Raw genomic sequence first — 22758 nt, 5'->3', positions numbered from 1 at the left:
ATGAGCCAAGCTGCGAAAACAACAACACGCAACGCGCCGGGCTATGGTCGGGTGGCCGTGGTGACCGGGGCTGCCATGGGCATCGGCGCTGCCATTGCCGAGCGCCTCGGCCACGATGGCCACACGGTAGTGGTGGCCGATATCAACCTGGCGGCGGCAGAGGAGATGGTCGCCGGGCTGCGGGTGCAGGGCATCGAGGCCCAGGCGATGGCCATCGATGTCGGTGATGCGCAGTCGATCAGGGCATTGTTCGCCGCGCTGCGCGAGCGCTTCGGCCGCTGCGATGTGCTGGTCAACAATGCCGGCGTGGCGCGCACCCAGGCGTTTCTCGATACCGAGCTTGAAGGCTGGCAGCGCCTGATGAATATCAACCTGACCGGCACCTTGCTCTGCAGCCAGCACGCCGCGCAGCTGATGCGCGAACGGGGCTGGGGGCGGATCGTCAACGTCGCCTCGATCAGCGGCATGCGCGCCAGCATGGGCCGTACCGCCTATGGCACGTCGAAGGCGGCGGTGATCGGCCTGACCCGGCAGATGGCCGTGGAGCTGGCCGAGCACGGCATCACTGTCAACGGCATCGCGCCAGGGCCGGTGGATACGCCGCTGACCCAGGCGCTGCATTCGGCGGCCACCCGTGAGTCGTATGCCCGCGCGGTGCCGCTGCGCCGCTATGGCACGCCGGCGGAGATGGCTGGTGCGGTGGCGTTTCTTGCGTCCGAGGATGCCTCCTACATCAGTGGCCATGTGATCCCGGTGGACGGCGGGTTCATGGCCTCGGGCATCCTCGAAATCTGAGTGTTATCCCTCCAGCAGCCGCTGCGCGTGGTCCTCGCGCGTAGCCTGCTCGCCGGCCTGCAGCGCCGCCTCGACGAAGGTGGCAATGCACGGGTTGTGGTTGTCTGCCTTCCATACCGCTACCACTTCGATCACCGGTGCATCGCGCAGCGGCTTGAAGCTGGTGGTGGCCAGGCGCATGTTGCGCATCGAGCGCGGCACGATGGCCACGCCCAGGCCTTCGCCAACTAAGTTGACGATGGTCTGCTGCAGGTTGATCTCCATGCCGATGTTGGGCGTCACGCCGTGTTGCAGGCAGTAGTTGCAGATCATGTCATGCAGCGCCGGGGCGATTCGCCGCGGCACGATGATGAACGGCTCGCCCGCCAATGATTGCGGCTCGATCAGCTCCTGCTGCATCAGGCGGTGGCCGGGTGGCAGCACCAGGGTCATCTCTTCGCGGTACAGCGTGACCGTCTCCAGCCCGCTGCAGTCCTGCGGTCGGTACATGATGGCGACGTCTTTGTGGCCGCTGCTGATGTCCTGTGCCAGGTCCAGCGGCAGGGTCTCGGTCAGCTTCAGATTGACCTGCGGGAACAACGCAGCATACCGGCGGGTGATGGCCGGGGTGATGCTGTAGGCGGTCGACATCATGAACCCCACCGACAACTCGCCCGCAGCGCCGCGTGCCGCTGCCAGGGCGTTACGCTTGGCCTGCTCGAAGGCGGCGAACACCGTGCCGGTATCCAGGTAAAAGCGCTGCCCGGCCTCGGTCAGCTCGACCCTCCGCCGTGATCGGTCGAACAGCTTCACCCCAAGTTCCTCTTCCAGCAGGGCAATCTGCCGCGACAGCGGCGGCTGGGAGATATGCAGGCGCTCGGCGGCGCGGCCGAAGTGCAGGGTCTCGGCCAGGGTGCGGAAGTACTGCAGATGGCGAAGTTCGATCATGATGCTCGCAAAGGTATCAGTGGATGCTTGATTATGTATTGGAAAATATAAGTCTGCCTACCTAATGTGATCAGGCCACACCCCATCGGCCCCGGCCACGCCACAAGCGTCGCCCGCCGACATAGTCACAAGCTATAGAACAATAAAAGGTGACGCTGATGCATTCCCTGACCGACCCTGCTGTTTGCCACGCCGAAGTTGCCGAAACCGATATCGCCCACGACAGTGACCCGCAAGTGCGCCAGGCGTTTCGCCGGGCGCTGCGCTTGATGGAGCGCGGCATCGCGGTATTGATCCGCGGTGAAACCGGCACCGGCAAAGAGATCCTCGCCCGCGCCCTGCATGCCCACAGTCAACGTCGCGCCGCACAGATGGTGGCGCTCAACTGTGCCTCGATCCCGGAGACGCTGATCGAGAGCGAGCTGTTCGGCTACAGCCGTGGTGCGTTTTCCGGGGCATTGCCCGGCGGCAAGAAGGGTAAGGTGCAGCAGGCGGATGGCGGCACCTTGTTTCTCGACGAGATCGGCGACATGCCTTACGAGCAGCAGACTCGCCTGCTGCGGGTAATCGCCGAACGTGAGGTGACCCCGCTGGGTGCCGAACGCAGCGTACCGGTCAACTTTGCCCTGGTCTGCGCCACCCACCAGGACTTGTCGGCGCGGGTAGCCGACGGCAGTTTCCGTGAAGACCTGTTCTATCGCATCGCCACCGGCGTGGTCGAACTGCCGCCGCTGCGCGAGCGCACTGACCGCGGCGAACTGCTGTGCAACATGGTCGCCCATGAACTGCCGGGGTGTGATCCACGCCAGGTGATCAGCGCCGAGGTCTGGTCGCTGCTGTTGACCCACGCCTGGCCGGGCAACCTGCGCCAGATGCGTGCGGTGATTCGCTATGCCTGTGCGGTGATGGAAGGCGCGCGGATCACCCGCGCCGACCTGCCAGTGGACTTTATCGCCCAGCTGCCGGCCGCTAGCGCACCAGTGCGCGTGGTGGTGCCGAACGTGACACCGATCCGCCCGAGCCGCGCCGGTGACGAGCGCGCCGATGTGCTGGAAGTGCTGCAGACCTGCCGTTGGAACATGTCGGCGGCCGCACGCGAACTGGGCATCTGCCGGCCCTCGCTGTACCGGGTACTGCGTCGGCTGGATATCCCGCCGCTCAAGGAACAGCTGGCGCTGGACGCCTGCCGCCGCGCCTGAGCCGCATTCCACCTGATCCTCTTTGCTTGAACACCCCTTGCTGCGCAGGGGGTGAGCCCGAGTTCGCCCTTCATCAAGGACATAACAATAATGAGTACAGCTGCCGCCTACGCCCCGATGAACTTCAGCCTCGCTGGCCGCACCGCTTTGGTGACCGGTGCCGCCCGCGGTATCGGCCATGCGATTGCCGTCGCGCTTGGTCATTGCGGGGCCCAGGCGGCCCTGGCCGACCTTGATCCGATTGCAGCCGAACGAGCTGCCGAAGCACTGCGTGCGCAGGGCATTCAGGCCATCGGCGTGGCCGTGGACGTGGCTCAGGAGGAGCAGGTGCTGGCGATGGTCGATGAGGTCGAGCGGCTGCTTGGGCCGGTCGATATCCTGGTCAACAATGCCGGCATCGTCTCCACCGTACCGCTGCTGGAGCTGACCACGGCAGAGTGGAACCGGGTCATGGCGATCGACCTCAACAGTGTGTTCTTCTGCGCCAAGGCGGTGCTGCCGGGCATGATGGACCGCCGCTGCGGGCGCATCATCAATATCGCTTCGGTGGCTGGCAAGCGTGGAGGAGGGTTGCTGGGCAACAGCTGCTATGCCGCCGCCAAGGGCGCGGTGATCGCACTGACCAAAGGTCTGGCGCGCGAGGCCGGGCCTTTCGATATCACAGTCAATGCAGTCTCACCGGCGCTCACCGACACTGAAATGACTACTGCGCTGGCACCGCAGGCACGCGCTCAGGTGCTGGCGCAGATGCCCTTGGGCCGGGCGGGTACGCCGCGGGATATTGCTGCCGCGGTGTGCTTTCTGGCGTCGGTCGAGGCGGGCTTTGTTACCGGCGAGATCATGGACGTGGACGGCGGCTTCATGCGCGACTGACCTTTGCTGATCTGCCACCGCGGTGGCAGGCTCGGTTCAAACGCCTTGGTAGATACCTCTACCTGGCAGACGCTGACGATCATGCGCTGCATTGAAGTCCTGCAGCGGGCCTTTGGGCACAATGCCGTTGGGGTTGATGGTTTTGTGGCTGAGGTAGTAGTGCTTCTGGATGTGCTCCATGTTTACCGTTTCGGCCACGCCCGGCCACTGATACAGCTCGCGCAGCCAGTTGGACAGGTTCGAGTAATCGCTGAGGCGGCGCAGGTTGCACTTGAAGTGGCCGTGATACACCGCATCGAAGCGCACCAGCGTGGTGAACAGGCGCACGTCGGCTTCGGTCAGGTACTCGCCCGCCAGGTAGCGTTGGCCACTCAGTAGCTGCTCGAGATGCTCCAGTTCGTTGAACACCTCATCGAACGCGGTTTCGTAGGCTTCCTGCGAAGTTGCGAAGCCCGCCCGGTAGACACCATTGTTGATGGCCGGGTAGATCCGCTCGTTGAGCGCATCGATGGTAGGGCGCAGCGCTTCGGGATAGAGGTCGAGGTGGTTGCCGGTCAGCGCATTGAAGGCGCTGTTGAAGATGCGGATGATCTCGGCTGACTCGTTGTTGACGATGCGTTGTTCCTGCTTGTCCCACAGCACCGGCACCGTGACGCGACCGGTATAGTTGGGGTCGTCGCGAGTGTAGCGCTGGTGCATGTACTGCAGGCCATCGAGGTGATCACCGCTGGAGCCTTGCTGCTGATCGAAGGTCCAGCCGTGCTCGCCCATCAGCCAGCTCACCACCGAGACATCGATCAACGGCTCAAGGCCTTTGAGCGCGCGGACGATAAGCGTGCGATGCGCCCACGGGCAGGCCAGCGACACATACAGGTGATAGCGACCGGCTTCGGCCTTGGGCAGCTGATTGCGCCGTTGTGCGTTCTCGCGCTGAAACGCGCCGTCCTTGCTGGTCTGGTACCACTGGTCATGCCAGCGACCGTCAATCAAAAGGCCCATGCCGAGCTCCTTGTACAAAAGTGATTTGTCTTGGAGCCCAGTCTAGGGACTAGCGTTCGAATAAATAGCGCAAAGACTGCGTGGGATCTATCGAATTAGTCGATCTTGTTGCGATCCGCCCACAATCGCTGCGCGTCGGCAAAGGCCTGATCGCGATCCTTACCCAGACCACGCAGGGCCAGCGCCATGGTGGCGACCACGGCCATTTCGCCATAGCTGTCCTGCGCCTCGCCGCGCCAGACCGCCAGCAGATGCTCGGGTTGCAGGGAGGCCGGTTTGACATGGCGCTGGGCGCTCATGGCGGGCCATTCTTCGTCCCAGTTCTCGCCGCCGCTGGTGCCGTACAGGTGGCTGGCCACGTCCGGGTTGATCTCGATCTCACCACCATCGCCCTTGACCACAATCACGTGATCGCCAAGCAAGCGGCTGGCTTCACGGTGCACGGCCTGATAACCCGGGTGGAAGATACTCTGCAGGCCGCAGCGCGCCGCCAGTGGGTTAAGCACCCGTGCCAGTGAGTGGATCGGCGAACGCAGGCCAAGGGTGTTGCGCAAGTCGATCATGCGCTGCAACTGCGGCGCCCAGTCCTGCAGTGGGAAGAACGCCAACTGTTGCTCGTCCAAGGCGCGCGCGAGTGATGCCCAGTCGCGGCACAGCGGAATCTCCAGCAGGTCCAGCACCTGCTCGGTATACATACGCCCGGCGGTATGCGCGCCGCCACCGTGGAGCATGATGCGCACGCCATTGCCTGCCAGGCACTTGGCGGCCAGCAGGTACCACGGCAGGTGACGCTTCTTGCCGGCATAGCTCGGCCAGTCCAGGTCGACCGCGATCTGCGGGGCTTGCAGTTGCGCGCGCAGGGCTTCGGTGAAGCCGGCGAGCTCCTCAGCGCTTTCTTCCTTGTGCCGCAGCAGCATGAGAAAGGCACCCAGTTGGGTGTCCTCGACCTTGCCTTCAAGCAGCAAGGTCATCGCCGCACGGGCTTCTTCACGGCTCAGGCCGCGGGCGCCGCGCTTGCCTTTGCCGAGGATGCGCACGAATTCGGCGAACGGGTGCTCGGCAGGGGTATGCAGGGTCAGCGGGCGCGGTTCGGGGAGTTGCTCGGTCATATGCAATTGGTCGGCTTGGGCAGGCCCGCCAGCTTGGCGGCAAGTTTGGCGGGAGTGCCATTGAACAGGCGATTGAGGTGCGGGCTGTTGCCTTTTTCCACGCCCAGCTTGAGCGCGGTGTACTTGATCAGCGGGCGCGTGGCCGGTGACAGCTGGTATTCCTGGTAAAACCCACGCAGCACCTCGAGCACTTCCCAGTGCTCGGGGCTGAGCGCGATACCTTCGCGCTCGGCCAGAGCCTCGGCGACGGCGGGGGACCAGTCTTGCAGGTCGAGCAGAAAGCCGTCCTTGTCCAGGGCGATGTGATGCTCGCCGACAGTCAATGCGTTCATAGCCAGCTGTTCACTTTGTCGAAGCGCAACGACAGCTCGACGAAGGCGGGGTAGTCCACCGCTTCGGCCAAGGTGCTGTCGATGGCACGCGCCTGGACATCCTCAGCGAGGGCGAACAGGCGGTGCTGCAACCGTGCCGTTTGCAACAGTTGCTGCGGCGCGGTGCCTGCGCGCAGTGCGTAAACCGCATCGCCGCAGAGCAGGATGGCGTCGTTGGCGCCGAGCAAACGCAGGCAGCTGGCCAGGCGATTGTCGCCAAAGGGCGAATGGCTGAGTACATGCAGGGTCGTCATCAGAGCGTTACCACCTGGTCATAACGGCCAATCAATGCCGCCAGCGCTGCATCATCCAGCAGCTCGACCGGCAAGCTCAGGCTGGCCGGGTCCAGGCCGCGTTCAGCCACACTGTGGGCACAGACGAACAGCTCTTCTACGCCAAACATCGGCAGCGCCTGCAGGTTGGCGGCGAGGTCTTTGAGCTGCAGCGAGGCCGGCTGCTGGGCAGCGGCGAGCTGGAACACGCCGTCATCCATGAACAGCATGCCCAGCGGCAGATCAAAGGCGCCGCCAGCCAGGGCGATGTCCAGCGCTTCGCGTGCGGACGGGCCGCTCCACGGTGCCTGGCGGCTGATGATCAACAAGGATTTGGCCACTTCAATCGCCTCCAAAACAGACTAGACGGTCGGCAACCTGCGCCGCCTCGTGCAACTGGCCCAGCCCCGACAGCTCCCAGGGTGCCGGCAGGTTCACGGCAGGGCGCTGGTAGCGGTTGGCTTCGGTCGCATCCAGCACGCCGCGGCGCAGGGCGGCAGCGATGCACACCACCGCGTCGAGCTGGTTGCCTTCGATGAACGCACGCCACTGCGCAGCCACATCCAGTTCATCCTGCGGCGTGACAACGTTGGCCGAGGCGCTGTGCACCCCGTCCTGATAGAAGAACAGGCGGGCAATCTGATGCCCGCCGGCCAGCGTCGCCTCGGCGAAGCGCAGGGCGCGACGCGAGGAGGGCGCATGGGCCGGGGAAAAAACCGCGATGGCGAATTTCATGGGAGGCTCTTGCAACGTGATCCGACCATGATAAAGCAAAACAACCCCGCCACCGCTACCGGCGGGGCAATGCTCACTGTTGCGCCTTGCTCTCGGGCAAGAACCAGTTCAGTACCAGCGCGCAGATGCCACCGGTGGCCACGCCCGATTCCAGCACGTTACGCAGCGCCGACGGCATGTGCGCAAGAAACTCCGGCACCTGCGCCACGCCCAGGCCCAAGGCCAGCGATACCGCGATGATCAGCAGGGCACGCCGGTCCAGCCGCGTGCTGGCGAGGATATTGATCCCCGAAGCAGCAACGGCGCCAAACATCACCATCGCTGCGCCACCGAGCACCGGCTCCGGCACTGCCTGAATCACCCCGGCAACGCTCGGGAACAAACCCAGCAATACCAGCATGGCAGCGATCCAGATACCAATGTGGCGGCTGGCAATCCCGGTCAGCTGAATCACGCCATTGTTCTGCGCAAAGATCGAACTCGGGAAGGTATTGAACACCCCAGCCAGCAGCGAGTTGGCGCCGTTGACCAGCACGCCACCCTTGATCCGCTGCATCCAAACCGGGCCTTCGACCGGCTCACGCGAAACCTTGCTGGTCGCCGTTACGTCACCTATGGCTTCCAGCGACGTCACCAGATAGATCACCAGCATCGGAATGAACAACGCCCACGAGAAACTCAGGCCAAAGTGCAACGGCGTCGGTACCTGGAACAGTGCCGCCTCATGCATTCCGGTAAAGTCCAGCCGGCCCATGTAACCGGCCAGGGCATAGCCCGCCGCCAGCGCGATGACGATGGCGCAACTGCGCATCCACACCACCGGGATGCGGTTGAGCAGCACGATGATCGCCAGCACCACGCCCGACAGCAGCAGATTTTCGCCGTTGGCAAAAGTGCCATTGGCCATTGCCGTGAAGCCACCGCCCATGCTGATCAAGCCGACCTTGATCAAGGTCAGACCGATCATCAGCACCACGATGCCGGTCACCAGCGGGCTGATCAGGCGTTTGATGAACGGCAGAATGCGCGACACGCCCATCTCGACGAAGGAGCCGGCAATCACCACACCAAAGATCGCCGCCATCACACCCTCAACCGGCGTGCCTTGCTTGACCATCAATGCACCACCGGCAATCAACGGCCCGACAAAGTTGAAACTGGTGCCCTGTACGATCAACAGCCCCGCACCAAACGGCCCGAAGCGCCGACACTGAACAAAGGTGGCAATCCCCGAAATCACCAGCGACATGGATACGATAAGATTGGTATCCCGCGCTGAAACGCCCAGCGCCTGACAGATCAGCAGGCCCGGGGTAACGATCGGCACGATGATCGCCAGCAGATGCTGCAGGGCAGCGAGCATGGCAATCAGCGGCCGTGGCTTGTCCTCCAGGTCAAGGACCAGTTCATTGTCAGGCGCTGCCGCGCCGGGCCCTTGTTCGATCGAACTCATGGGTAGCTGCCCCGGAAGAAAAAAGGAGCGCATTCTAAGGGCCGCTGGCTGATTCGGGTAGCCTAAATGCAGCGGTTCAGCCCAGCGTCTGGCTGGATACGGCTGGTAATGTCGGCCACCGCCAAACGTCGCCCACAAAAAAGCCCGCCGAAGCGGGCTTTTTTGCGTTACCGGTCAATCAACGATCAGTCATCACGACCCATGATGCCGAACAGCTGCAACAGGCTGATGAACAGGTTGTAGATCGATACATACAGGCTGATGGTCGCCATGATGTAGTTGCGCTCGCCGCCGTGAATGATCGCGCTGGTCTGGAACAGAATGCAGACCGACGAGAACAGCACGAAACCAGCGCTGATCGCCAGCTGCAGGCCGCTGATCTGGAAGAAGAAGCTCGCAACCACCGCGCCCAGCAGGACGAAGAAGCCAGCAGTGATGAAACCGCTGAGGAAGCTCATGTCTTTACGGCTGATCAGCACGTAGGCCGACAGACCACCAAACACCAGTGCAGTCATGGCAAATGCCGAGCTGACCACTTCCGCACCACCGGCCATGCCGAGGTAGCGGTTGAGGATCGGGCCAAGGATGAAGCCCATGAAGCCGGTCAAAGCGAAGGTCGAGACCAGGCCCCAGACCGAGTCACGCAGTTTGGCAGTGAGGAAGAACAGGCCGTAGAAGCCGATCAGCACCACGAAGATGTTCGGGTAGCCGACACGCATCTGCTGCGCAACGAACGCCATTAGACCGCTGAATGCGAGGGTAAGCGCCAGCAAGCTGTAGGTGTTACGCAGGACCTTGCTGACCTCCAGCTGCTCGGCCTGCTGGCCGTGTTGTAGGGCATAATCCTGTTCGCGCATGGCGACACTCCTGTGGGTAGAAACCTATGGATGCTGAGAGCATACCAGAGCCACCGCAGGCCGCGACACAGAGAGTTTGACAGCGTGTTTCATTACGGTATTATGGCGCCCGCTGTATCCGGAAGCGTGGCCGAGTGGTTTAAGGCAACGGTCTTGAAAACCGTCGATGGGCAACTATCCTAGAGTTCGAATCTCTACGCTTCCGCCACACAAGTGCTTGATTTCATTGATGTTCGCCACCGCTGAACCCGCAAATGGGAGCGTTTTGGGAACACTTTGGGAATGACAGGCAGAAGAAAGGGGCCCTTGCGGCCCCTTTTTTGTGCGCTCAGGTCAACCTGAGCGTCTGATTCAACAACCCCACCACATCAGGGCCGTCCTCGCTGATCCACTTCGCGTAGTGCTTGAAGATCATCGCCGTCGATGTCAGGTGGTGATCGGTTCGCCATCCGCAAATAGAGTGACAGACCCCTGCTCGGCGTAGCCCTCGTATTGGGGCTCGGCGGCGTGCGCGACATCAAAAGCCGCCGCCACCTCTGCGAGTCACGATCACGCGCTCAGTTAATGGCAGGGTGAGGCTGAGATCCACCTTACTGCGGTCAAGCATATCGGCCTCAAACTTGAGACCCTCGGCAGACTTGTCCGTGTTTACGAGCAATTCGGATTGATTGACCCGCAGCCAGTCTAGGATTGGGATCATCACACTGTCAGTGTGCCCGTCGAAGTCGGTCAAGATCATCTGCAGGGTGTAGCTGTATTCGAACGACAGACTCGCAGCCGCCGCGCAGCGGACCTTGCCTTGATCAATGAACATCAACGGACGCTCGGGGTTTTTCCTCAGCCCGGGCACGGCCTGCAGCAGGAGGTCACGAAGACTATCGGGTTTGTTCATGGGTCACCTGGTACTGGAATACCGCGTCGACTTGGGCAGCGCATTCGGCCCAGGCCAGCTCGGTACGCTCTTGATCAGTCAGTAGATGGCCGTTCCGGGCTGGCTTCGTCGCCGGCAGTTGGCAAGGGACCACCACGGGACAGCCACTGACGGTAGGCGGCGGCTCCGGTGATCGCAGGACGCTGCCGCAGCCGGCGAGCAGCACCAGGAATAGGCTGACCAGCCCAGTTGCGAAGTTCTTCGTTCTCATTCTTGAGGTCCTCGATCTGGCTTTCGCGGTTCGCCAGCCCTGCGCGGAGCTCGCCCTGTATCAGCAGCAGCTTGGCTTGGCTCTCGCGTTCACGCTCCAGGGTGGTTTTCAATGTGTTGGCAGCGGCCAGGTTGTCGCGGGCTTCGCCCTGGGCTGTGGTGAGTTGGTCCTGGAGGGCCTTTGATTTTCCCTTCTCAGTCCCTAGCAAGACCTGCTGGCCCCACCCCCACAGGCCAGCCGAAACCGCAGCAAACAAAGCTCCGGCCAACAGCCCTTCGCGCAAGCCAATCATTTTCGATACCAGCCGGCTGCGTTCATGTCTGCTTCATCGAGAGCCTGCAGATCGCCGCAGATCACCAATGGCGGGGTAGGCATCACCTGTTTTAGTGCGTCGGCGATCTTCTGACATTCCTCGATGTCAGTCCCCGCCGGCAGAAGCACAGCCCTGCATCCCCCAGTTGGTGACAGGCTCGTCATGCGCTGGATAAGTTCTCGATATGGGAAGCGATGTTTCTGCCCTCGCTCGCTCATGCCGCCACCAAAGCGCGGTTCTGGTGCCGCTCGAAAGCGCGCTCCAGCTTCACGTCGTACAGGTTCCGCTGGTAGTCCGGGCCGTTGTAGAGCTTGGCTACCGTTGCCCACTTCTGGGCTTTCAAGGCTTTGAGCAGATTGGCGTCGGCTTCGATGTAGCGGACGAAGGCTTCCAGGTGGTCTGCTTCACTGCGGATCATTGCGTCGACAAAATCATGCACGCTGGAGTAACCCAGACGCTGCCAGTGGTAGCCCATTACCTGGAAGCCACCCCAGCTCGCGGACTCCAGTGCCGCTACTTCATCCAGCTGCCGGGCCTGAGCAAGGCGCTGATGCTCGGCGCTTCCGCCGATGTAGCCGCCGGCTTTTGGATTGACCAGGTTCGGCGCCTGCTTGGCCAGCAGATCGGCGCGGTGGAGCAACTGCTCCTGGTCATCGCCCGGCGAACCAGCCAGTTGCAGACGCTTGTACATGACGTGGCGCTCAAAGAGGATCACCGGCTTTCCATTGTCCAGGAAGCCGCGGCCCTTCGATTCAACTTCGTTCAAGGCGTACACAGCCGCGACCGGCACGCCGAGGCGAGCGGAGGCCTGCAGCAGATCCGAATGTTTGAGGAGCTTGCGTATGTCCAGGCCTTGCAGACTGGCCATGGTCTTCGGGCCGGCTTTGCCGTCGGAGACGAGCCCGACCTTCCCCTGGTAGGTCCGGACTGCCGCCTCGGTTGCATCGCCAAAGGCACCGTCGGCGTCCAATTCGGCGCCGTTGGCGTTGAGCAGGCGCTGCAGCTCGCGAACAGCCTGTGAGCGATCGCCGTGTCGAAGTGTGGTCATGCGGTTCCCTCTTTGCGTGTGAAGAACTTCTTCGCGGTGGCGCGGGTGAACTCGACGCCCAGCAGGCCAATGACACCGCCGGAAAACGGAGCAGCACTGATTGGGATGCGGAACCAGTCGGAACGAAGTTTCTTGGCGGGTGCGGTGCTTGCGGCCATTCGGGCTGTCCTCAGTGCAGTGGCGTTGTGCCTAGCGATGAGGGCATGGTCCGCAAAGCGCTGCTGTACGGCAACGCGGCGGCTTTGTAGGAGGGTGGGCTACAGGGTGCGCCAGTGGGGCAGCGCGCGCGTGAGCGTCAGCATCGGCGCCATGAACACTACAGCCCAACCGACCACCGACTAGCGCCGACACGCCAAGTTCCTGTACTGGACCGGTTGGCGCATCACTGATATTGCCGATTACCTGGACGAGAAGGAGAAGACCGTCCACAGCTGGAAGGCCCGAGACGAGTGGGACCGGGCAGACAACGTAGAGCGCATCGGCGGCGCCCTGGAAGCCCGACTCGTGCAGCTGATCCTCAAGGACGGTAAGAGTGCCGGGGACTTCAAGGAAATCGATCTGCTGCGCCGCCAGTTGAGCGCCAAGCCAGGATTCAGCGCTTCCAGGGTGGCGGTACCGAAACCGAGCTGAATCCGAATATAGCCCCCGCTTCGGTCGCCTCCTGACTGCCTCCGCGCGCGCGTCATCCCAACTGTGGCGTAGCATCGACGTGGTCACTCGTTTACCCGCATGGGTCACTCCGCAGCAGAGCGCGCTGGAGGATGTAATGATTTGCCTGCGTGGGCTCGGTCAAGTGGGATCCTGCGATTGCTATCACGTTACACTGGGGCCGGCCTGCCTTACACGAGGTGGGTTCACCGGACGCTCGCAACACTTGGAGCAGAGTTACTCTGTGACTTTTAGGGAAAATGAGAACGCATGCGCAACTTGATACCAGCTCTAGCCTTGATGGTGGCCGTACTCGCAGGGTGCCAAAGCGGGCCGAGCCCACAGGAGCAGGCCGAGCAAAACCTGTGGGTAAGCCAGGTACTACACCAAATTGCTCTATTCAAGACGTTCCCGGAAGAGGCGCGTGTTCGAAATTTACGCGGAATCGTCAAGGTTGCTTTTGTCCTCGATGCCAAGGGCAATCTGTTGCGACAAAGAATAACTGAGCACTCAGGTTCACCTTTTTTTCTCGCAGTCGCGCAGCAGATTGTCACAGATGCATCGCCTATGCCTGCCCCCCCTTCATGGGTGTTGGAAAACGGCGAGATTGAAGTGGTAGCGCCCTTTGTTTTCGTTCCTGGTAAAGATCCTTGCGGCCTCTGCCTGTAGACCGTGTAGGCTGAAACGCCATAGCCCAGCCTCGCGCTGGGCTGTTTGCATGCGCACTGTCGCCACTGCGTTACCCTGAGCCGCTCTGCATCCACTCTATCCACTCTGGATGTGCTCCCGATTTCTTGAGTCGCATTGTCCTTGGAACAACAAAACGCGGCCTATTTAGTCTAAGACCCACGTACGCACCGCCAGCGCCGCTTAGTTCGCCCTCACAGCCGAAGCCCCCCGCAAGTCCAAGTTCTCTCGCCACCCACCTCCCAACGCCGCATACAGATTCACCTCTGCCACCAACTGCGCCAGGCGGTCATTGATCAACCCCTGCTGGGCACTGAATAACGAGCGTTGCGCATCGAGAAAGGTCAGGCTGCTGTCCACGCCGATCCGGTAGCGGTGTTCAGCAAGGTTGTAGTAACGCTGGCTAGAGGTCACCAAGTCGCGCTGTGCCTGCAACTGCCGCTGATAAGTCGCTCGCGCCGCCAAGCCGTCTGCCACTTCCTGGAAAGCGCCCTGGATTGCTTTTTCGTATTGCGCCACCTGAATGTCCTTCTGCAACTTGGCATAGTCCAGGCTGGCGCGCAGGCTGCCGGCGGTGAAGATCGGCAGGTTGATCTGTGGCTGGAACAACCAGGTCCCTGATCCTGCGTCGAACAGCCCGCCGAGCGCTGGGCTGGTACTGCCGGCATTGGCGGTCAGGCTGATGCTCGGGAAGAATGCCGCACGGGCGGCGCCAATATCGGCGTTGGCGGCGCGCAGCTGATACTCGGCCTGGAGGATGTCCGGGCGCCGTTGCAGCAGGTCTGACGGCAGTCCGGCCTGCAAGCCGGCGATTTGTTCGTCGGCCAGCGGCAAGGCGCCGAGGTCGTCGGCCACAGGGGCGCCCACCAGTAACGTCAGTTGGTTGAGGTCTTGGGCGACTTGGCGTTTGTAGCGGGCGACGGCCGCGCGGGTACTGTCGACGCTGGTCCGCGCCTGGATCTGGTCCAGGGCCGACACCGTGCCGGCGCGGCGCTGGTTGGCGGTCAGGCGCAGGCTGCGCTCGTCTGCAGCCAGGGTTTGGTTGGCCAGTAGCAGCAGTTCCTGGTCGGCACGCCAGGTCAGGTACACGCTGGCGACACTGGCTATCAGGCTCAATTGGGTGCTGCGGCGGGCCTGGTCGCTGGCCAGGTAGGTCAGCAGCGCCTGGTCACTGAGGCTGCGCAAGCGACCGAACAGGTCCAGCTCATAAGCACTCACGCCGAGCGTCGCCGCCGAGGTGGAACGGATCATGCCCTGATCGGCACCGGTCATGCGCCGCGGCAGGTACTCGCGTTGGCCCTGGCCATTGGCCGAGACCTTTGGCAGCAGCTCGGCGCGCTGAATGCGGTATTGGGCGCGGTAGGCTTGGACATTGAGCGCCGCGCTGCGCAGGTCGCGGTTATTGGCCAGGGCGCTGTCGATCAGTTGGCGCAGCGCTGGGTCGTGGAACACCTGGCGCCAGTCCTCGACGGCCGGGTGCTTGTGCACATCGCCGGGGTAGGCCGGCCCTTGCGGGTAGTGGAGGGCGACGGGTAGGCCTGGGCGCTGGTAGTCAGGGGCCAACGAGCAGCCGCACAACAGCGCAGCGCACAGGAGAAGGTTGAATCGGGGCATCAGAGGGTCTCGCAGGGTCAGGCGCCGGCCATCCATTTGGTCAAGCCATGGCGGCCACTGACCCCCAGCTTGGCGGTGGCGCGCTTGAGGTAGGTTTCGATCGAGCTGTTCTTCACGTTCAGCCGTTGAGCCATTTCTGGCACCGTTCCGCCGGTCAGCAGGCCTAGGCAGACTTCCTGCTCACGCGTCGAAAGCCGCACGTCTGCCTGGATCAGTCGTTTGCCAAAGGACTGCCGTAGCGTGCCTGCCTGCAGATCGCACAGCGGCGACCCGATATGTCGCGCAGCCCTTTGGTGGAACAACTGGCCGTGGTGTTCCGCCAGGGGCAGCAAGGTGTCGGACAGGCTTTTCAACTGCGACAACTCGCCCAATGAAAAGCCACGCTGGCTGGGCAGGCGATGAAAGCAAATGACCCAGCGCCGGGCACCGCTGCAAGACACCAGGTTGCACTGGTGGGCACTGTGGCGCTGGTGGGCAGTGACCGGGGGGGCCTTGAACTCGATCAACAGCGGGTCGTCCATCTGCATGATGCTCTGCAGCAGTGGGTGGTGCAGAGGGTCGATGGCGGGCAGTTCGGGTGCTGGGCCGGCGCTGCCGAGTACCCTGATGCGGCTGATGCTGGCCCCGCGTGGGTCGAGGGTCCATTCGCTGAGCTCGAGCCTGTGGATCGGCACTTGGGCATCGACCAGGTGCAACATCTGTTCGGCAAAGCCTTCGGCGCCGGTACTGGCGATCAGTTCACCCAGTTGCAGATACAGTTGGGGGTCGGGGAGGTGTACGAGGCTGTCGGTAAGCTTCATAGGGTCATCATCCTTGATCCAAAGCGTTACGGCCGGTGGTGGCGCAGGGGAGTCCTCCGGGTAAGGAGCGGGTTGTGGCGGTATTCAAGCGCGGCCTGGGAGGAGCGTCTGTAATGGAAAACAGGGACAGAAGGTGCCACCGATTGCGGATCAGCGGGTCAGCTGACTCACAGCGCTGACGCTGCGCATGAGCGGGTAGGCCAGCAAATTGACGTCGTAATCGTGGCGATCAACGCCTGATCTCTACCGATTACCCCTGGCGTAGGCCAAGCCGGGCAGCCGCTGTGGCGAATGTCCTACATGTTTTTCAGCAACCAGCGACAGCGCGGATGCGTGTCCGGGTTTCGGGGGCCATACAGTCTGAAAGTGGAGTGCTTGAATCCGCGGATGATCAACCAGAAGGACCTGCCGAATCATGCCTGCCGCCCAAACCTTTGCCCTGACCGTTGCCCAGCGCGACATCTGGCTGGATCAGATCAGCCACGGCGACTCGCCGCTGTACAACATCGGCGCCTACGTCGAACTGGCCGGCGGGGTGGATGCCGAGCGCCTGAGCCGGGCACTGGCGCACTTGGTCGCCCAGCATGATGGCCTGCGCTCAGTGCTGGTGATGCAAGCGGGCCAGGGTGGGATAGCCCGTCAGTACTTCGCCGAATCCCTCGATGTGCAGTTGGTGCAGCATGATGTCCGCGGTGTGGATGACCCCTTCGGCGCTGCCCAAGGCCTGTTGCAAACACAGATGCAGACGCCGTACCGCCTGGACGCCAGCCCGCTGTGGGGGGCGACATTGATCCGCCTGGGCGAACAACGCTATCTGTTAGCCGTGCAGGCCCATCACCTGGTGCTCGATGGCTGGGGCGTGGACCAGTGGTTCAAGCAGATTGCCGAGCATTACCGCTTGCTTGAACAGGGGCTGGCATTGCCAGACAGCGCACCGTCCTACCGCGCGTTCATCGAGGACGATGCGCAGTACCAGGGTTCGCCACGCCATGACCGCGACCGCGATTACTGGCTGGCGAAGTATCAGCAGTTACCCGACGCCTTGCTGGCGCCCCGCGAACGCAATGCGCAGCACTTGTCGCCGCCCAGTGCGGCACTTGAACAGCCCTTCGACAGCCACTTGCTGGCGCGTATGCGGGCCCTGGGCACCGCCTTGCAGGCCTCGCCATTCCATGTGCTGTTGGCAGCGCTGCATGTGTGCAGCGCACGGACCTGGCAGCGTGACGAATGGGTGGTTGGCCTGCCGGTGCGCAACCGTGGCAACGCCCAGTTCAAGTCAACCCTTGGGCTGTTTACCCAAGTCAGCGCACTGCGCATGGATTTTGGCCGTGAACGCTCGTTTGCGGCGCTGGTGCAGGGGATCCGCGATGCGCTCAAGCAGGACTTTCGCCATCAGCGGTTCGCCCTCAGCGAACTCAACCGCAACCTCGGCGCATTGCGTGAAGAGCGGCCGCAACTGTTCGAGCTGATGGTGTCGTTCGAGGAGGATGGCAACGACCTGCGTTTCGCTGACGTGCCCGGCCACACGGTGATGATCTGCAATGGCCACGAGCCCACGCCCTTGAGTATCCACCTGCGGTGCAACAGCCAACGTAACAGCGCGTGCCTGCACCTGGTGCACAACCGCGCCTGGTTCAGCGAAGAGGACGTTTCGGCGCTGGCTGAGCGCCTGCTGCATGTGCTGGAGCAAGGCTTGGAGCAGCCCGAGCAAAGCATCGCGGCGTTCGACCTGCTGACCGCCCGCGAACACGCCCGCCTGCGCCAGTGGAATGCAACCGCGCAAGCAGCGCCTGAACAAGGTGAGGGGTTGATCCATCGTCGCATCCAGGCCCAGGCCAGCGCCACGCCACACGCAGTGGCGGCGCTGCACGACGGCCAGCGCCTGAGCTATGGCGAGCTCGATCGACGTGCCGATGCGCTGGCACTGCACCTGGCAGCCCTTGGCGCCAAGCCTGAACAGCGGGTAGCGGTGGTCGCCCAGCGCGGCCTGGACACGTTGGTTGGCCTGCTGGCTGTGCTCAAGGCCGGGGCCGCCTACGTACCGATCGACCCGGCCCACCCGCAGGAGCGCCTGGCCTATCTGCTGGAAGACAGCTCGCCGGTTGTGGTGCTGACCCAGTCGCGGCTGCTGGACCGCCTTCCGCCCCATGGTCTGCCACAGATTACGCTGGACTGCTGGGACTGGAACACGGCACCCGTCGCCCAGCTCGCGCCTGTGCACCCGCAACCAAGCGACTTGGCTTATGTCATCTACACCTCCGGCTCCACGGGCCAGCCAAAGGGCGTGATGGTCGAACACCACATGCTGGCCAATCTGGTCGACTGGCACTGCCATGCCTTCAACCTGGGCCCCGGGCGCCACCAGTCGAGCCTGGCCGGCTTCGGTTTCGACGCCATGGCCTGGGAGGTCTGGCCGGCGCTGTGCAGTGGCGCGACCCTGCACCTGGCGCCGGTGCGTGACGGTGCTGAAGACATCGACGCCTTGCTCTGCTGGTGGCGCGCGCAGCCGCTGGATGTCAGCTTCCTGCCCACCCCGGTGGCCGAATACGCCTTCGCACAGGGCGAGCTGCACCCAACCTTGCAGACCCTGCTGATTGGCGGCGACCGTCTGCGGCGCCTGGCGCGCGAGTGGCGCTACCGTGTCATCAACAACTATGGCCCGACCGAAGCTACCGTGGTCGCGACGTCGGGCGAAGTGACCCCTGGCAGCGCGCTGCATATCGGCGGCCCGGTGGCCAACACCCAGGTGTATGTGCTTGATGAGCAGTGTCGTCTGCTGCCGATCGGCGCCCCAGGCGAATTGTATGTGGGCGGCAAGGGCGTGGCCCGAGGCTATCTCAACCGGCCACAGATGACTGCCGAGCGCTTTCTCGACGACCCCTTCAGCTCGCTGCCCGGCGCGCGCATGTACCGCACGGGCGACCTGGTGCGCTGGCTGGCCGATGGTACGCTGGAGTACCTCGGGCGCAATGACGACCAAGTCAAGATCCGCGGTGTGCGGGTGGAGTTGGGCGAAATCGAGGCTGCCCTGAGCAGCCATGCGGCGGTGCGCGAGTGTGTGGTGATGCTGCGCGAAGGTCAGTTGCAGGCCTGGTTCATTGGCGAGGCGGCAGTGTTGCCCACGGCGCTGCATGACCACCTGCGCGAGCGGCTGCCAGTCGCCTTGTTGCCGGTGGCCTATGTCAACCTGGCCAGCTGGCCATTGACCGCCAATGGCAAACTCGACCGCCGTGCCTTACCGACAGCGGACGAAACCGCCAAGGTGCGCCGTGAACACGAGGCGCCGCAGGGAGACCTCGAGCAGCGCCTGGCGTTGCTCTGGGCCGAACTGCTGCAGGTCGAGCGGGTAGGGCGCCACGATCACTTTTTCGAGCTGGGCGGCCACTCGCTGTTGGCCGTGCAACTGATCGAGCGCATGCGCCAGCAAGGCCTGCAAGCCGACGTGCAGGTGCTGTTCGGCCAATCGACGCTGGCCAGCCTTGCCGCCAGCACCGTGGTCGGTGAAGCCGCGAGCGTACCGGCCAACCGCGTTCCGTCAGGGTGCCAGCACATCACGCCTGGCATGCTCACCCTCGGCAAACTGTCGCAAGCCGACATCGACCGCATCGTTGCCACGGTGCCGGGCGGCGCAGCCAACGTACAGGAAATCTATCCGCTGGCGCCGCTGCAACAGGGCCTGCTTTACCACCACGTCACTGATGCACGCGACCCGTACCAGCAGCAGGCGTTGTTTACCTTTGCCAGCCACGGGCAGTTGCAGGCCTTCACCGAAGCGTTGCAGCAGGTGATCGACCGTCACGACATCCTGCGCACCAGCCTGGCATGGGAGGGGCTTGAGCAGCCCCAGCAGGTGGTCTGGCGCCAGGCGCTGCTGACAGTGGATAACTGGGCGGGGGCGGCACACGACGGCAGCATTGCCGGGCCAATGCGCAGCCATTTCGACCCGCAGCAACGGCCCTTGGACCTGCGCCAGGCACCGATGATGGCGCTGGCCTGCGCCGAGGATGCCCAGCAGGGGCGTTGGTTGGGCTTGCTGCGCTTCCATCACTTGGTCAACGATGCCGTTTCGCTGCAGGTGCTGTTGGGCGAGCTGGGAGCCTTCATGGCGGGGCGCGGCGAGCAGTTGCCGGCGCCTGTACCGTATCGTAATTACGTTGCGCTGAGCGCTGCCCGCGAGCGCCAGGCCGAGCACGAAGCCTTCTTCCGCGAGCAACTGGCAGGCATCGAACCGCCAACGCCGATTGCCGGGCTTGGGGGCGAGCCGGTCGATGAGCGGGACCTGCACAGCCACAGCCAGGCCATCGACGCGGCGCTGGCGGGCCTGTTGCGTAGCCAGGCCCGGCAACATGGCGCGAGCATCGCCAGCTTGCTACACCTGGCCTGGGCTCAGGTGCTTGGCGCCCTCGGCGGGCGTGATGAGGTCACCCTGGGCACCGTGTTGCTGGGCCGCAGCATGGCTGGCCACGGGGCTGATCGTGCGCTGGGCATGTTCATCAACAGCGTGCCCTTGCGGATAGGCCTTGTGAACCGCTCGGTCGACCAGGCGCTGAGCGAGACCCATGCGCGGCTGGCCGCCTTGCTCGGCCATGAAGATGCGCCGTTGATCCTCGCCCAGCAGTGCAGTGGCTTGCCCGCTGGCACGCCGCTGTTCGACAGCCTGATCAACTACCGCCAAGGGGCAGTGACGTTCGGCCCGGTATTGCCGGGCGTGGAGCTGGCCGAAGCCAGTGAAGTACAAAGCCATGCCCTGGTGCTCACGGTGGACGACCATGCCGACGGGCTCCAGCTCGCCCTGCGCGCACCGCGTGCGATTGGCCCGCAGCGGGTGCTGAGCTACCTGATGACCACCTTGCGCCAACTGGGCAATGCCCTGGCCGAGCGCCGCAGCACCCGCCTGGAGGCACTCTGCGCGGTGCCTGACGGCGAACTGGACCGCATGATGCATGGCTTCAACGCCACCGAAGACCCGCAAAGCCCGATCAGGCATACCTTGCCTGCGCTGTTCCAGGCTCAGGTGCGACGCACACCCCATGCCATCGCGCTGCAGGCCGAGGACGGCTGCCTCGATTACCAGGCCCTCAACGCCCAGGCCAACCGCCTGGCCCACCACCTGATCGCTCAGGGAGTAAGGCCAGACGCACGGGTGGCGGTGTGTGTCGAACGAGGCGTTGCACTGATGGTCGCGCTGCTGGGCGTGCTCAAGGCAGGCGGCGCCTACGTGCCACTCGACCCCGCTTACCCGGCCGAACGGCTGCGCTTCATGCTCGAAGACAGCACGCCGTCGGTGCTGCTGGTGCACGGCGCTACCCTGGGCCTGTTCGAGCAAATGCCGGTTCCTGTACTCGACCTTGACCGTGGCGATTGGCAGACCTGCTCGGCAGCCGACCCGCACGTGCCGGGTCTGGGGCCGGACCAGTTGGCTTATGTGATGTACACCTCGGGCTCCACTGGCACCCCGAAGGGGGTGATGGTCGAACACCGTGGCCTGTGCAACCTGATGCATTGGGGTTCGCGCATCTGCCCGCCACGCCCGGGCGATGCCTTGCTGCAACGGGCGCCGTTCACCTTCGACGGTTCGGTCTGGGAGCTGTTCTGGCCGCTGACCGCCGGTTTGCGCCTGGTCCTGGCACGCCCTGACGGGCACCGTGACCCTGCGTACCTGGTGCAGTTGGTGCAGGCCAGGCAGGTGACCACAATCAAATTCGTCCCGGCGCTGCTGCATCAGTTTCTTGAAGAACCGGGTGTTGAACGTTGCACCAGCCTGACCGACATCTTCTGCGGCGGCGGTGAACTGACGTTGGCCTTGGTGCAACGCCTGCGTGAACGCCTACCCGCGGTGCGCCTGCACAACGTCTATGGCCCGACCGAAGCAACGGTAGACAGCACCGCCTGGACTCTGCAGCCCGATGAACCGCTGCCGCTTATCGCACCACCGATTGGCCGGCCGATCGCCAATACCCGCCTGTATGTGCTCGATGCGCATGACCGCCCGGTGCCACTCGGCGCAGTGGGCCAGTTGCACATTGGCGGCGTCGGCGTCGCCCGTGGTTATCTTGGGCTACCGGCGTTGCAGGCTGAGCGCTTCATCGCCAGCCCGTTCGTCGAAGGCGACCGCCTGTACCGCACCGGCGACTTGGTGCGCTACCGCCTGGACGGTGAGCTGGATTTTGTCGGTCGCAACGACTTCCAGGTCAAGCTGCGTGGGTTGCGGGTTGAACTTGGAGAGATCGAAGCGTCGCTAACGGCGCATCCGGCCATCGGGCAAGCCGTGGTGCTGATGCGCGAAGAGCGCCTGGTGGCTTACTTCACCTGCCGCGAGGGCAGCAGCGCTCCGGCGCTTGAAGTGCTGCGCAGCCACCTGGTGGGCCGCATGCCCGACTACATGGTGCCGCAGGCGTTCGTCGCCCTGGCCGAGCTGCCGTTGAGCACCAACGGCAAGGTCGACCGCAAGGCCTTGCCAGCGCCCGGGACCGAGTCGGTGATCAGCCGCCAGTACCAAGCCCCGCGCGGCGAGCTGGAAACAGCGCTGGCCGAGATCTGGACCGATGTGCTGAAGATCGAGCAGGTTGGGCGCGACGACAACTTCTTCGAACTGGGCGGCCATTCACTGCTGGCGGTCAGCCTGGTGGCACGCATGCGTCAGGCTGGGTTGCATGTAGATGCCCGCACCTTGTTCAGCCAGCCGACCCTGGCCGCGCTGGCCGCCAGCACCCGGCTTGAGCACATCGAGGTGGTCATACCGCAGACCACCATCCCCAGCCTGGGCAAGCGCAGGCGCATCTAACCGGCTACTGCCATTTGCGTTTGCAGCGAGTGCAGGAGCGGCCCGGCAAGGCCGATCCTGCACCCCAGGCGTGCGCCTGTTGTCCCCGCTTCCCATGTCAGACCGACCGGTCACGTTCCTTTAGCGTGTACC

Annotated in this window: 20 protein-coding genes, 1 tRNA gene and 3 pseudogenes; 7 read left to right on the top strand and 17 right to left on the bottom strand. The window is 63.6% G+C overall.

Features of this window, described 5'->3' with window-relative positions; all coding sequences use genetic code 11:
• Complete coding sequence (locus IDM28_RS14525; protein ID WP_101320806.1) at window positions 1-795, top strand: SDR family NAD(P)-dependent oxidoreductase; 795 nt, start codon at window positions 1-3, stop codon at window positions 793-795.
• 3 nt (window positions 796-798) lie between these two features.
• On the opposite strand, the gene IDM28_RS14520 is transcribed toward IDM28_RS14525, so the two are convergent.
• Window positions 799-1722 carry a LysR family transcriptional regulator gene (locus IDM28_RS14520; protein ID WP_101320804.1) on the bottom strand — a complete coding sequence of 308 codons (924 nt, stop codon included), beginning with the start codon at window positions 1720-1722 and terminating at the stop codon, window positions 799-801.
• A 158-nt stretch (window positions 1723-1880) separates the two neighbouring features.
• On the opposite strand from IDM28_RS14520, the gene IDM28_RS14515 reads away from it, so the two are divergent.
• Together IDM28_RS14515 and IDM28_RS14510 are read left to right on the top strand one after the other, a co-directional pair.
• Complete coding sequence (locus IDM28_RS14515; protein WP_150569904.1) at window positions 1881-2921, top strand: sigma-54-dependent Fis family transcriptional regulator; 1041 nt, start codon at window positions 1881-1883, stop codon at window positions 2919-2921.
• A 90-nt stretch (window positions 2922-3011) separates the two neighbouring features.
• Window positions 3012-3794, top strand: a complete 783-nt coding sequence (locus IDM28_RS14510) for an SDR family NAD(P)-dependent oxidoreductase (RefSeq protein ID WP_188036300.1) — start codon at window positions 3012-3014, stop codon at window positions 3792-3794.
• Window positions 3795-3830: 36 nt separating this feature from the next.
• Here the strand turns inward: IDM28_RS14510 and IDM28_RS14505 are convergent, their stop codons facing one another.
• The 8 genes from IDM28_RS14505 to IDM28_RS14470 form a co-directional block, all read right to left on the bottom strand.
• On the bottom strand, window positions 3831-4793 hold the full coding sequence (locus tag IDM28_RS14505; protein ID WP_188036299.1) for a glutathione S-transferase family protein: 963 nt from the start codon (window positions 4791-4793) through the stop codon (window positions 3831-3833).
• 95 nt (window positions 4794-4888) lie between these two features.
• Window positions 4889-5902: a glycosyl transferase family protein gene (locus IDM28_RS14500; protein ID WP_188036298.1), complete on the bottom strand. Its 1014-nt coding sequence runs from the start codon at window positions 5900-5902 to the stop codon at window positions 4889-4891.
• Window positions 5899-6234, bottom strand: coding sequence for a TusE/DsrC/DsvC family sulfur relay protein (locus IDM28_RS14495; protein WP_101320796.1), 336 nt, complete (start codon window positions 6232-6234; stop codon window positions 5899-5901). Before IDM28_RS14495 ends, IDM28_RS14500 begins: the two co-directional genes overlap by 4 nt.
• Window positions 6231-6527, bottom strand: coding sequence for a sulfurtransferase complex subunit TusB (gene tusB / locus IDM28_RS14490; RefSeq protein WP_188036297.1), 297 nt, complete (start codon window positions 6525-6527; stop codon window positions 6231-6233). The genes IDM28_RS14495 and tusB overlap by 4 nt, the downstream gene beginning before the upstream one ends.
• Window positions 6527-6886, bottom strand: coding sequence for a sulfurtransferase complex subunit TusC (gene tusC / locus IDM28_RS14485; RefSeq protein WP_188036296.1), 360 nt, complete (start codon window positions 6884-6886; stop codon window positions 6527-6529). Before tusC ends, tusB begins: the two co-directional genes overlap by 1 nt.
• Window position 6887: 1 nt before the next feature.
• Complete coding sequence (gene tusD, locus IDM28_RS14480; protein ID WP_150569909.1) at window positions 6888-7280, bottom strand: sulfurtransferase complex subunit TusD; 393 nt, start codon at window positions 7278-7280, stop codon at window positions 6888-6890.
• 73 nt (window positions 7281-7353) lie between these two features.
• Window positions 7354-8733, bottom strand: a complete 1380-nt coding sequence (locus IDM28_RS14475; protein WP_188036295.1) for a nucleobase:cation symporter-2 family protein — start codon at window positions 8731-8733, stop codon at window positions 7354-7356.
• Between the two features lie 185 nt (window positions 8734-8918).
• On the bottom strand, window positions 8919-9590 hold the full coding sequence (locus IDM28_RS14470; RefSeq protein WP_101320786.1) for a Bax inhibitor-1/YccA family protein: 672 nt from the start codon (window positions 9588-9590) through the stop codon (window positions 8919-8921).
• A gap of 120 nt (window positions 9591-9710) precedes the next feature.
• On the opposite strand from IDM28_RS14470, the gene IDM28_RS14465 reads away from it, so the two are divergent.
• A tRNA-Ser gene (locus IDM28_RS14465) sits at window positions 9711-9798 on the top strand.
• 218 nt (window positions 9799-10016) lie between these two features.
• Here the strand turns inward: IDM28_RS14465 and IDM28_RS14460 are convergent.
• From IDM28_RS14460 to IDM28_RS14440, 6 genes and pseudogenes are all read right to left on the bottom strand, one after another.
• Window positions 10017-10482: pseudogene (locus IDM28_RS14460) on the bottom strand (phage tail protein).
• Window positions 10466-10732, bottom strand: coding sequence for an Rz1-like lysis system protein LysC (gene lysC, locus IDM28_RS23760; RefSeq protein WP_220633983.1), 267 nt, complete (start codon window positions 10730-10732; stop codon window positions 10466-10468). The pseudogene IDM28_RS14460 and the gene lysC overlap by 17 nt, the downstream one beginning before the upstream one ends.
• A pseudogene (locus IDM28_RS23905) lies at window positions 10653-11024 on the bottom strand (LysB family phage lysis regulatory protein); the annotation flags it as partial. The pseudogene IDM28_RS23905 and the gene lysC, both read right to left, overlap by 80 nt.
• Window positions 11021-11263: a hypothetical protein gene (locus IDM28_RS14450; protein ID WP_150569937.1), complete on the bottom strand. Its 243-nt coding sequence runs from the start codon at window positions 11261-11263 to the stop codon at window positions 11021-11023. The gene IDM28_RS14450 and the pseudogene IDM28_RS23905, both read right to left, overlap by 4 nt.
• Window positions 11260-12093: an N-acetylmuramidase domain-containing protein gene (locus IDM28_RS14445; protein ID WP_188036292.1), complete on the bottom strand. Its 834-nt coding sequence runs from the start codon at window positions 12091-12093 to the stop codon at window positions 11260-11262. The genes IDM28_RS14450 and IDM28_RS14445 overlap by 4 nt, the downstream gene beginning before the upstream one ends.
• The gene (locus IDM28_RS14440; protein ID WP_401183262.1) at window positions 12090-12251 is read right to left on the bottom strand and encodes a phage holin family protein; all 162 of its coding nucleotides are present in this window, start codon (window positions 12249-12251) and stop codon (window positions 12090-12092) included. The genes IDM28_RS14445 and IDM28_RS14440 overlap by 4 nt, the downstream gene beginning before the upstream one ends.
• Window positions 12252-12453: 202 nt before the next feature.
• On the opposite strand from IDM28_RS14440, the pseudogene IDM28_RS14435 reads away from it, so the two are divergent.
• Together IDM28_RS14435 and IDM28_RS14430 are read left to right on the top strand one after the other, a co-directional pair.
• Window positions 12454-12737 (top strand): annotated as a pseudogene (locus tag IDM28_RS14435) (terminase gpP N-terminus-related DNA-binding protein); the annotation flags it as partial.
• Between the two features lie 274 nt (window positions 12738-13011).
• Window positions 13012-13410 carry a TonB family protein gene (locus tag IDM28_RS14430; RefSeq protein WP_188036291.1) on the top strand — a complete coding sequence of 133 codons (399 nt, stop codon included), beginning with the start codon at window positions 13012-13014 and terminating at the stop codon, window positions 13408-13410.
• A gap of 201 nt (window positions 13411-13611) precedes the next feature.
• On the opposite strand, the gene IDM28_RS14425 is transcribed toward IDM28_RS14430, so the two are convergent.
• Together IDM28_RS14425 and IDM28_RS14420 are read right to left on the bottom strand one after the other, a co-directional pair.
• Complete coding sequence (locus IDM28_RS14425) at window positions 13612-15042, bottom strand: efflux transporter outer membrane subunit (protein WP_188036290.1); 1431 nt, start codon at window positions 15040-15042, stop codon at window positions 13612-13614.
• Window positions 15043-15059: 17 nt separating this feature from the next.
• Window positions 15060-15842, bottom strand: coding sequence for a helix-turn-helix transcriptional regulator (locus tag IDM28_RS14420; RefSeq protein ID WP_150569940.1), 783 nt, complete (start codon window positions 15840-15842; stop codon window positions 15060-15062).
• Between the two features lie 415 nt (window positions 15843-16257).
• Here IDM28_RS14420 and IDM28_RS14415 point away from each other — a divergent pair, with 415 nt between their 5' ends.
• A complete protein-coding gene (locus tag IDM28_RS14415; RefSeq protein WP_188036289.1) occupies window positions 16258-22626 on the top strand; it encodes a non-ribosomal peptide synthetase in 6369 nt (2122 codons plus the stop codon).
• Window positions 22627-22758 lie beyond the last annotated feature (132 nt).

It is taken from the genome of Pseudomonas sp. EZ-C24, from assembly GCF_014525325.1.
Lineage (GTDB): Bacteria > Pseudomonadota > Gammaproteobacteria > Pseudomonadales > Pseudomonadaceae > Aquipseudomonas > Aquipseudomonas shirazensis.
This window is presented reverse-complemented; position numbering and strand designations above follow the sequence as displayed.

Coding starts and splice junctions, on each gene's coding strand:
- IDM28_RS14415 (WP_188036289.1), top strand. CDS start 16,258: ATGCCTGCCGCCCAAACCTTTGCCCTGACCGTTGCCCAGCGCGACATC.
- IDM28_RS14420 (WP_150569940.1), bottom strand. CDS start 15,842: ATGAAGCTTACCGACAGCCTCGTACACCTCCCCGACCCCCAACTGTAT.
- IDM28_RS14515 (WP_150569904.1), top strand. CDS start 1,881: ATGCATTCCCTGACCGACCCTGCTGTTTGCCACGCCGAAGTTGCCGAA.
- IDM28_RS14520 (WP_101320804.1), bottom strand. CDS start 1,722: ATGATCGAACTTCGCCATCTGCAGTACTTCCGCACCCTGGCCGAGACC.
- IDM28_RS14440 (WP_401183262.1), bottom strand. CDS start 12,251: ATGGCCGCAAGCACCGCACCCGCCAAGAAACTTCGTTCCGACTGGTTC.
- IDM28_RS14470 (WP_101320786.1), bottom strand. CDS start 9,590: ATGCGCGAACAGGATTATGCCCTACAACACGGCCAGCAGGCCGAGCAG.
- tusD (WP_150569909.1), bottom strand. CDS start 7,280: ATGAAATTCGCCATCGCGGTTTTTTCCCCGGCCCATGCGCCCTCCTCG.
- IDM28_RS14430 (WP_188036291.1), top strand. CDS start 13,012: ATGCGCAACTTGATACCAGCTCTAGCCTTGATGGTGGCCGTACTCGCA.
- IDM28_RS14525 (WP_101320806.1), top strand. CDS start 1: ATGAGCCAAGCTGCGAAAACAACAACACGCAACGCGCCGGGCTATGGT.
- IDM28_RS14495 (WP_101320796.1), bottom strand. CDS start 6,234: ATGAACGCATTGACTGTCGGCGAGCATCACATCGCCCTGGACAAGGAC.
- IDM28_RS14445 (WP_188036292.1), bottom strand. CDS start 12,093: ATGACCACACTTCGACACGGCGATCGCTCACAGGCTGTTCGCGAGCTG.
- IDM28_RS14450 (WP_150569937.1), bottom strand. CDS start 11,263: ATGAGCGAGCGAGGGCAGAAACATCGCTTCCCATATCGAGAACTTATC.
- tusB (WP_188036297.1), bottom strand. CDS start 6,527: ATGACGACCCTGCATGTACTCAGCCATTCGCCCTTTGGCGACAATCGC.
- IDM28_RS14510 (WP_188036300.1), top strand. CDS start 3,012: ATGAGTACAGCTGCCGCCTACGCCCCGATGAACTTCAGCCTCGCTGGC.
- IDM28_RS14500 (WP_188036298.1), bottom strand. CDS start 5,902: ATGACCGAGCAACTCCCCGAACCGCGCCCGCTGACCCTGCATACCCCT.
- IDM28_RS14425 (WP_188036290.1), bottom strand. CDS start 15,042: ATGCCCCGATTCAACCTTCTCCTGTGCGCTGCGCTGTTGTGCGGCTGC.
- IDM28_RS14505 (WP_188036299.1), bottom strand. CDS start 4,793: ATGGGCCTTTTGATTGACGGTCGCTGGCATGACCAGTGGTACCAGACC.
- IDM28_RS14475 (WP_188036295.1), bottom strand. CDS start 8,733: ATGAGTTCGATCGAACAAGGGCCCGGCGCGGCAGCGCCTGACAATGAA.
- lysC (WP_220633983.1), bottom strand. CDS start 10,732: ATGAGAACGAAGAACTTCGCAACTGGGCTGGTCAGCCTATTCCTGGTG.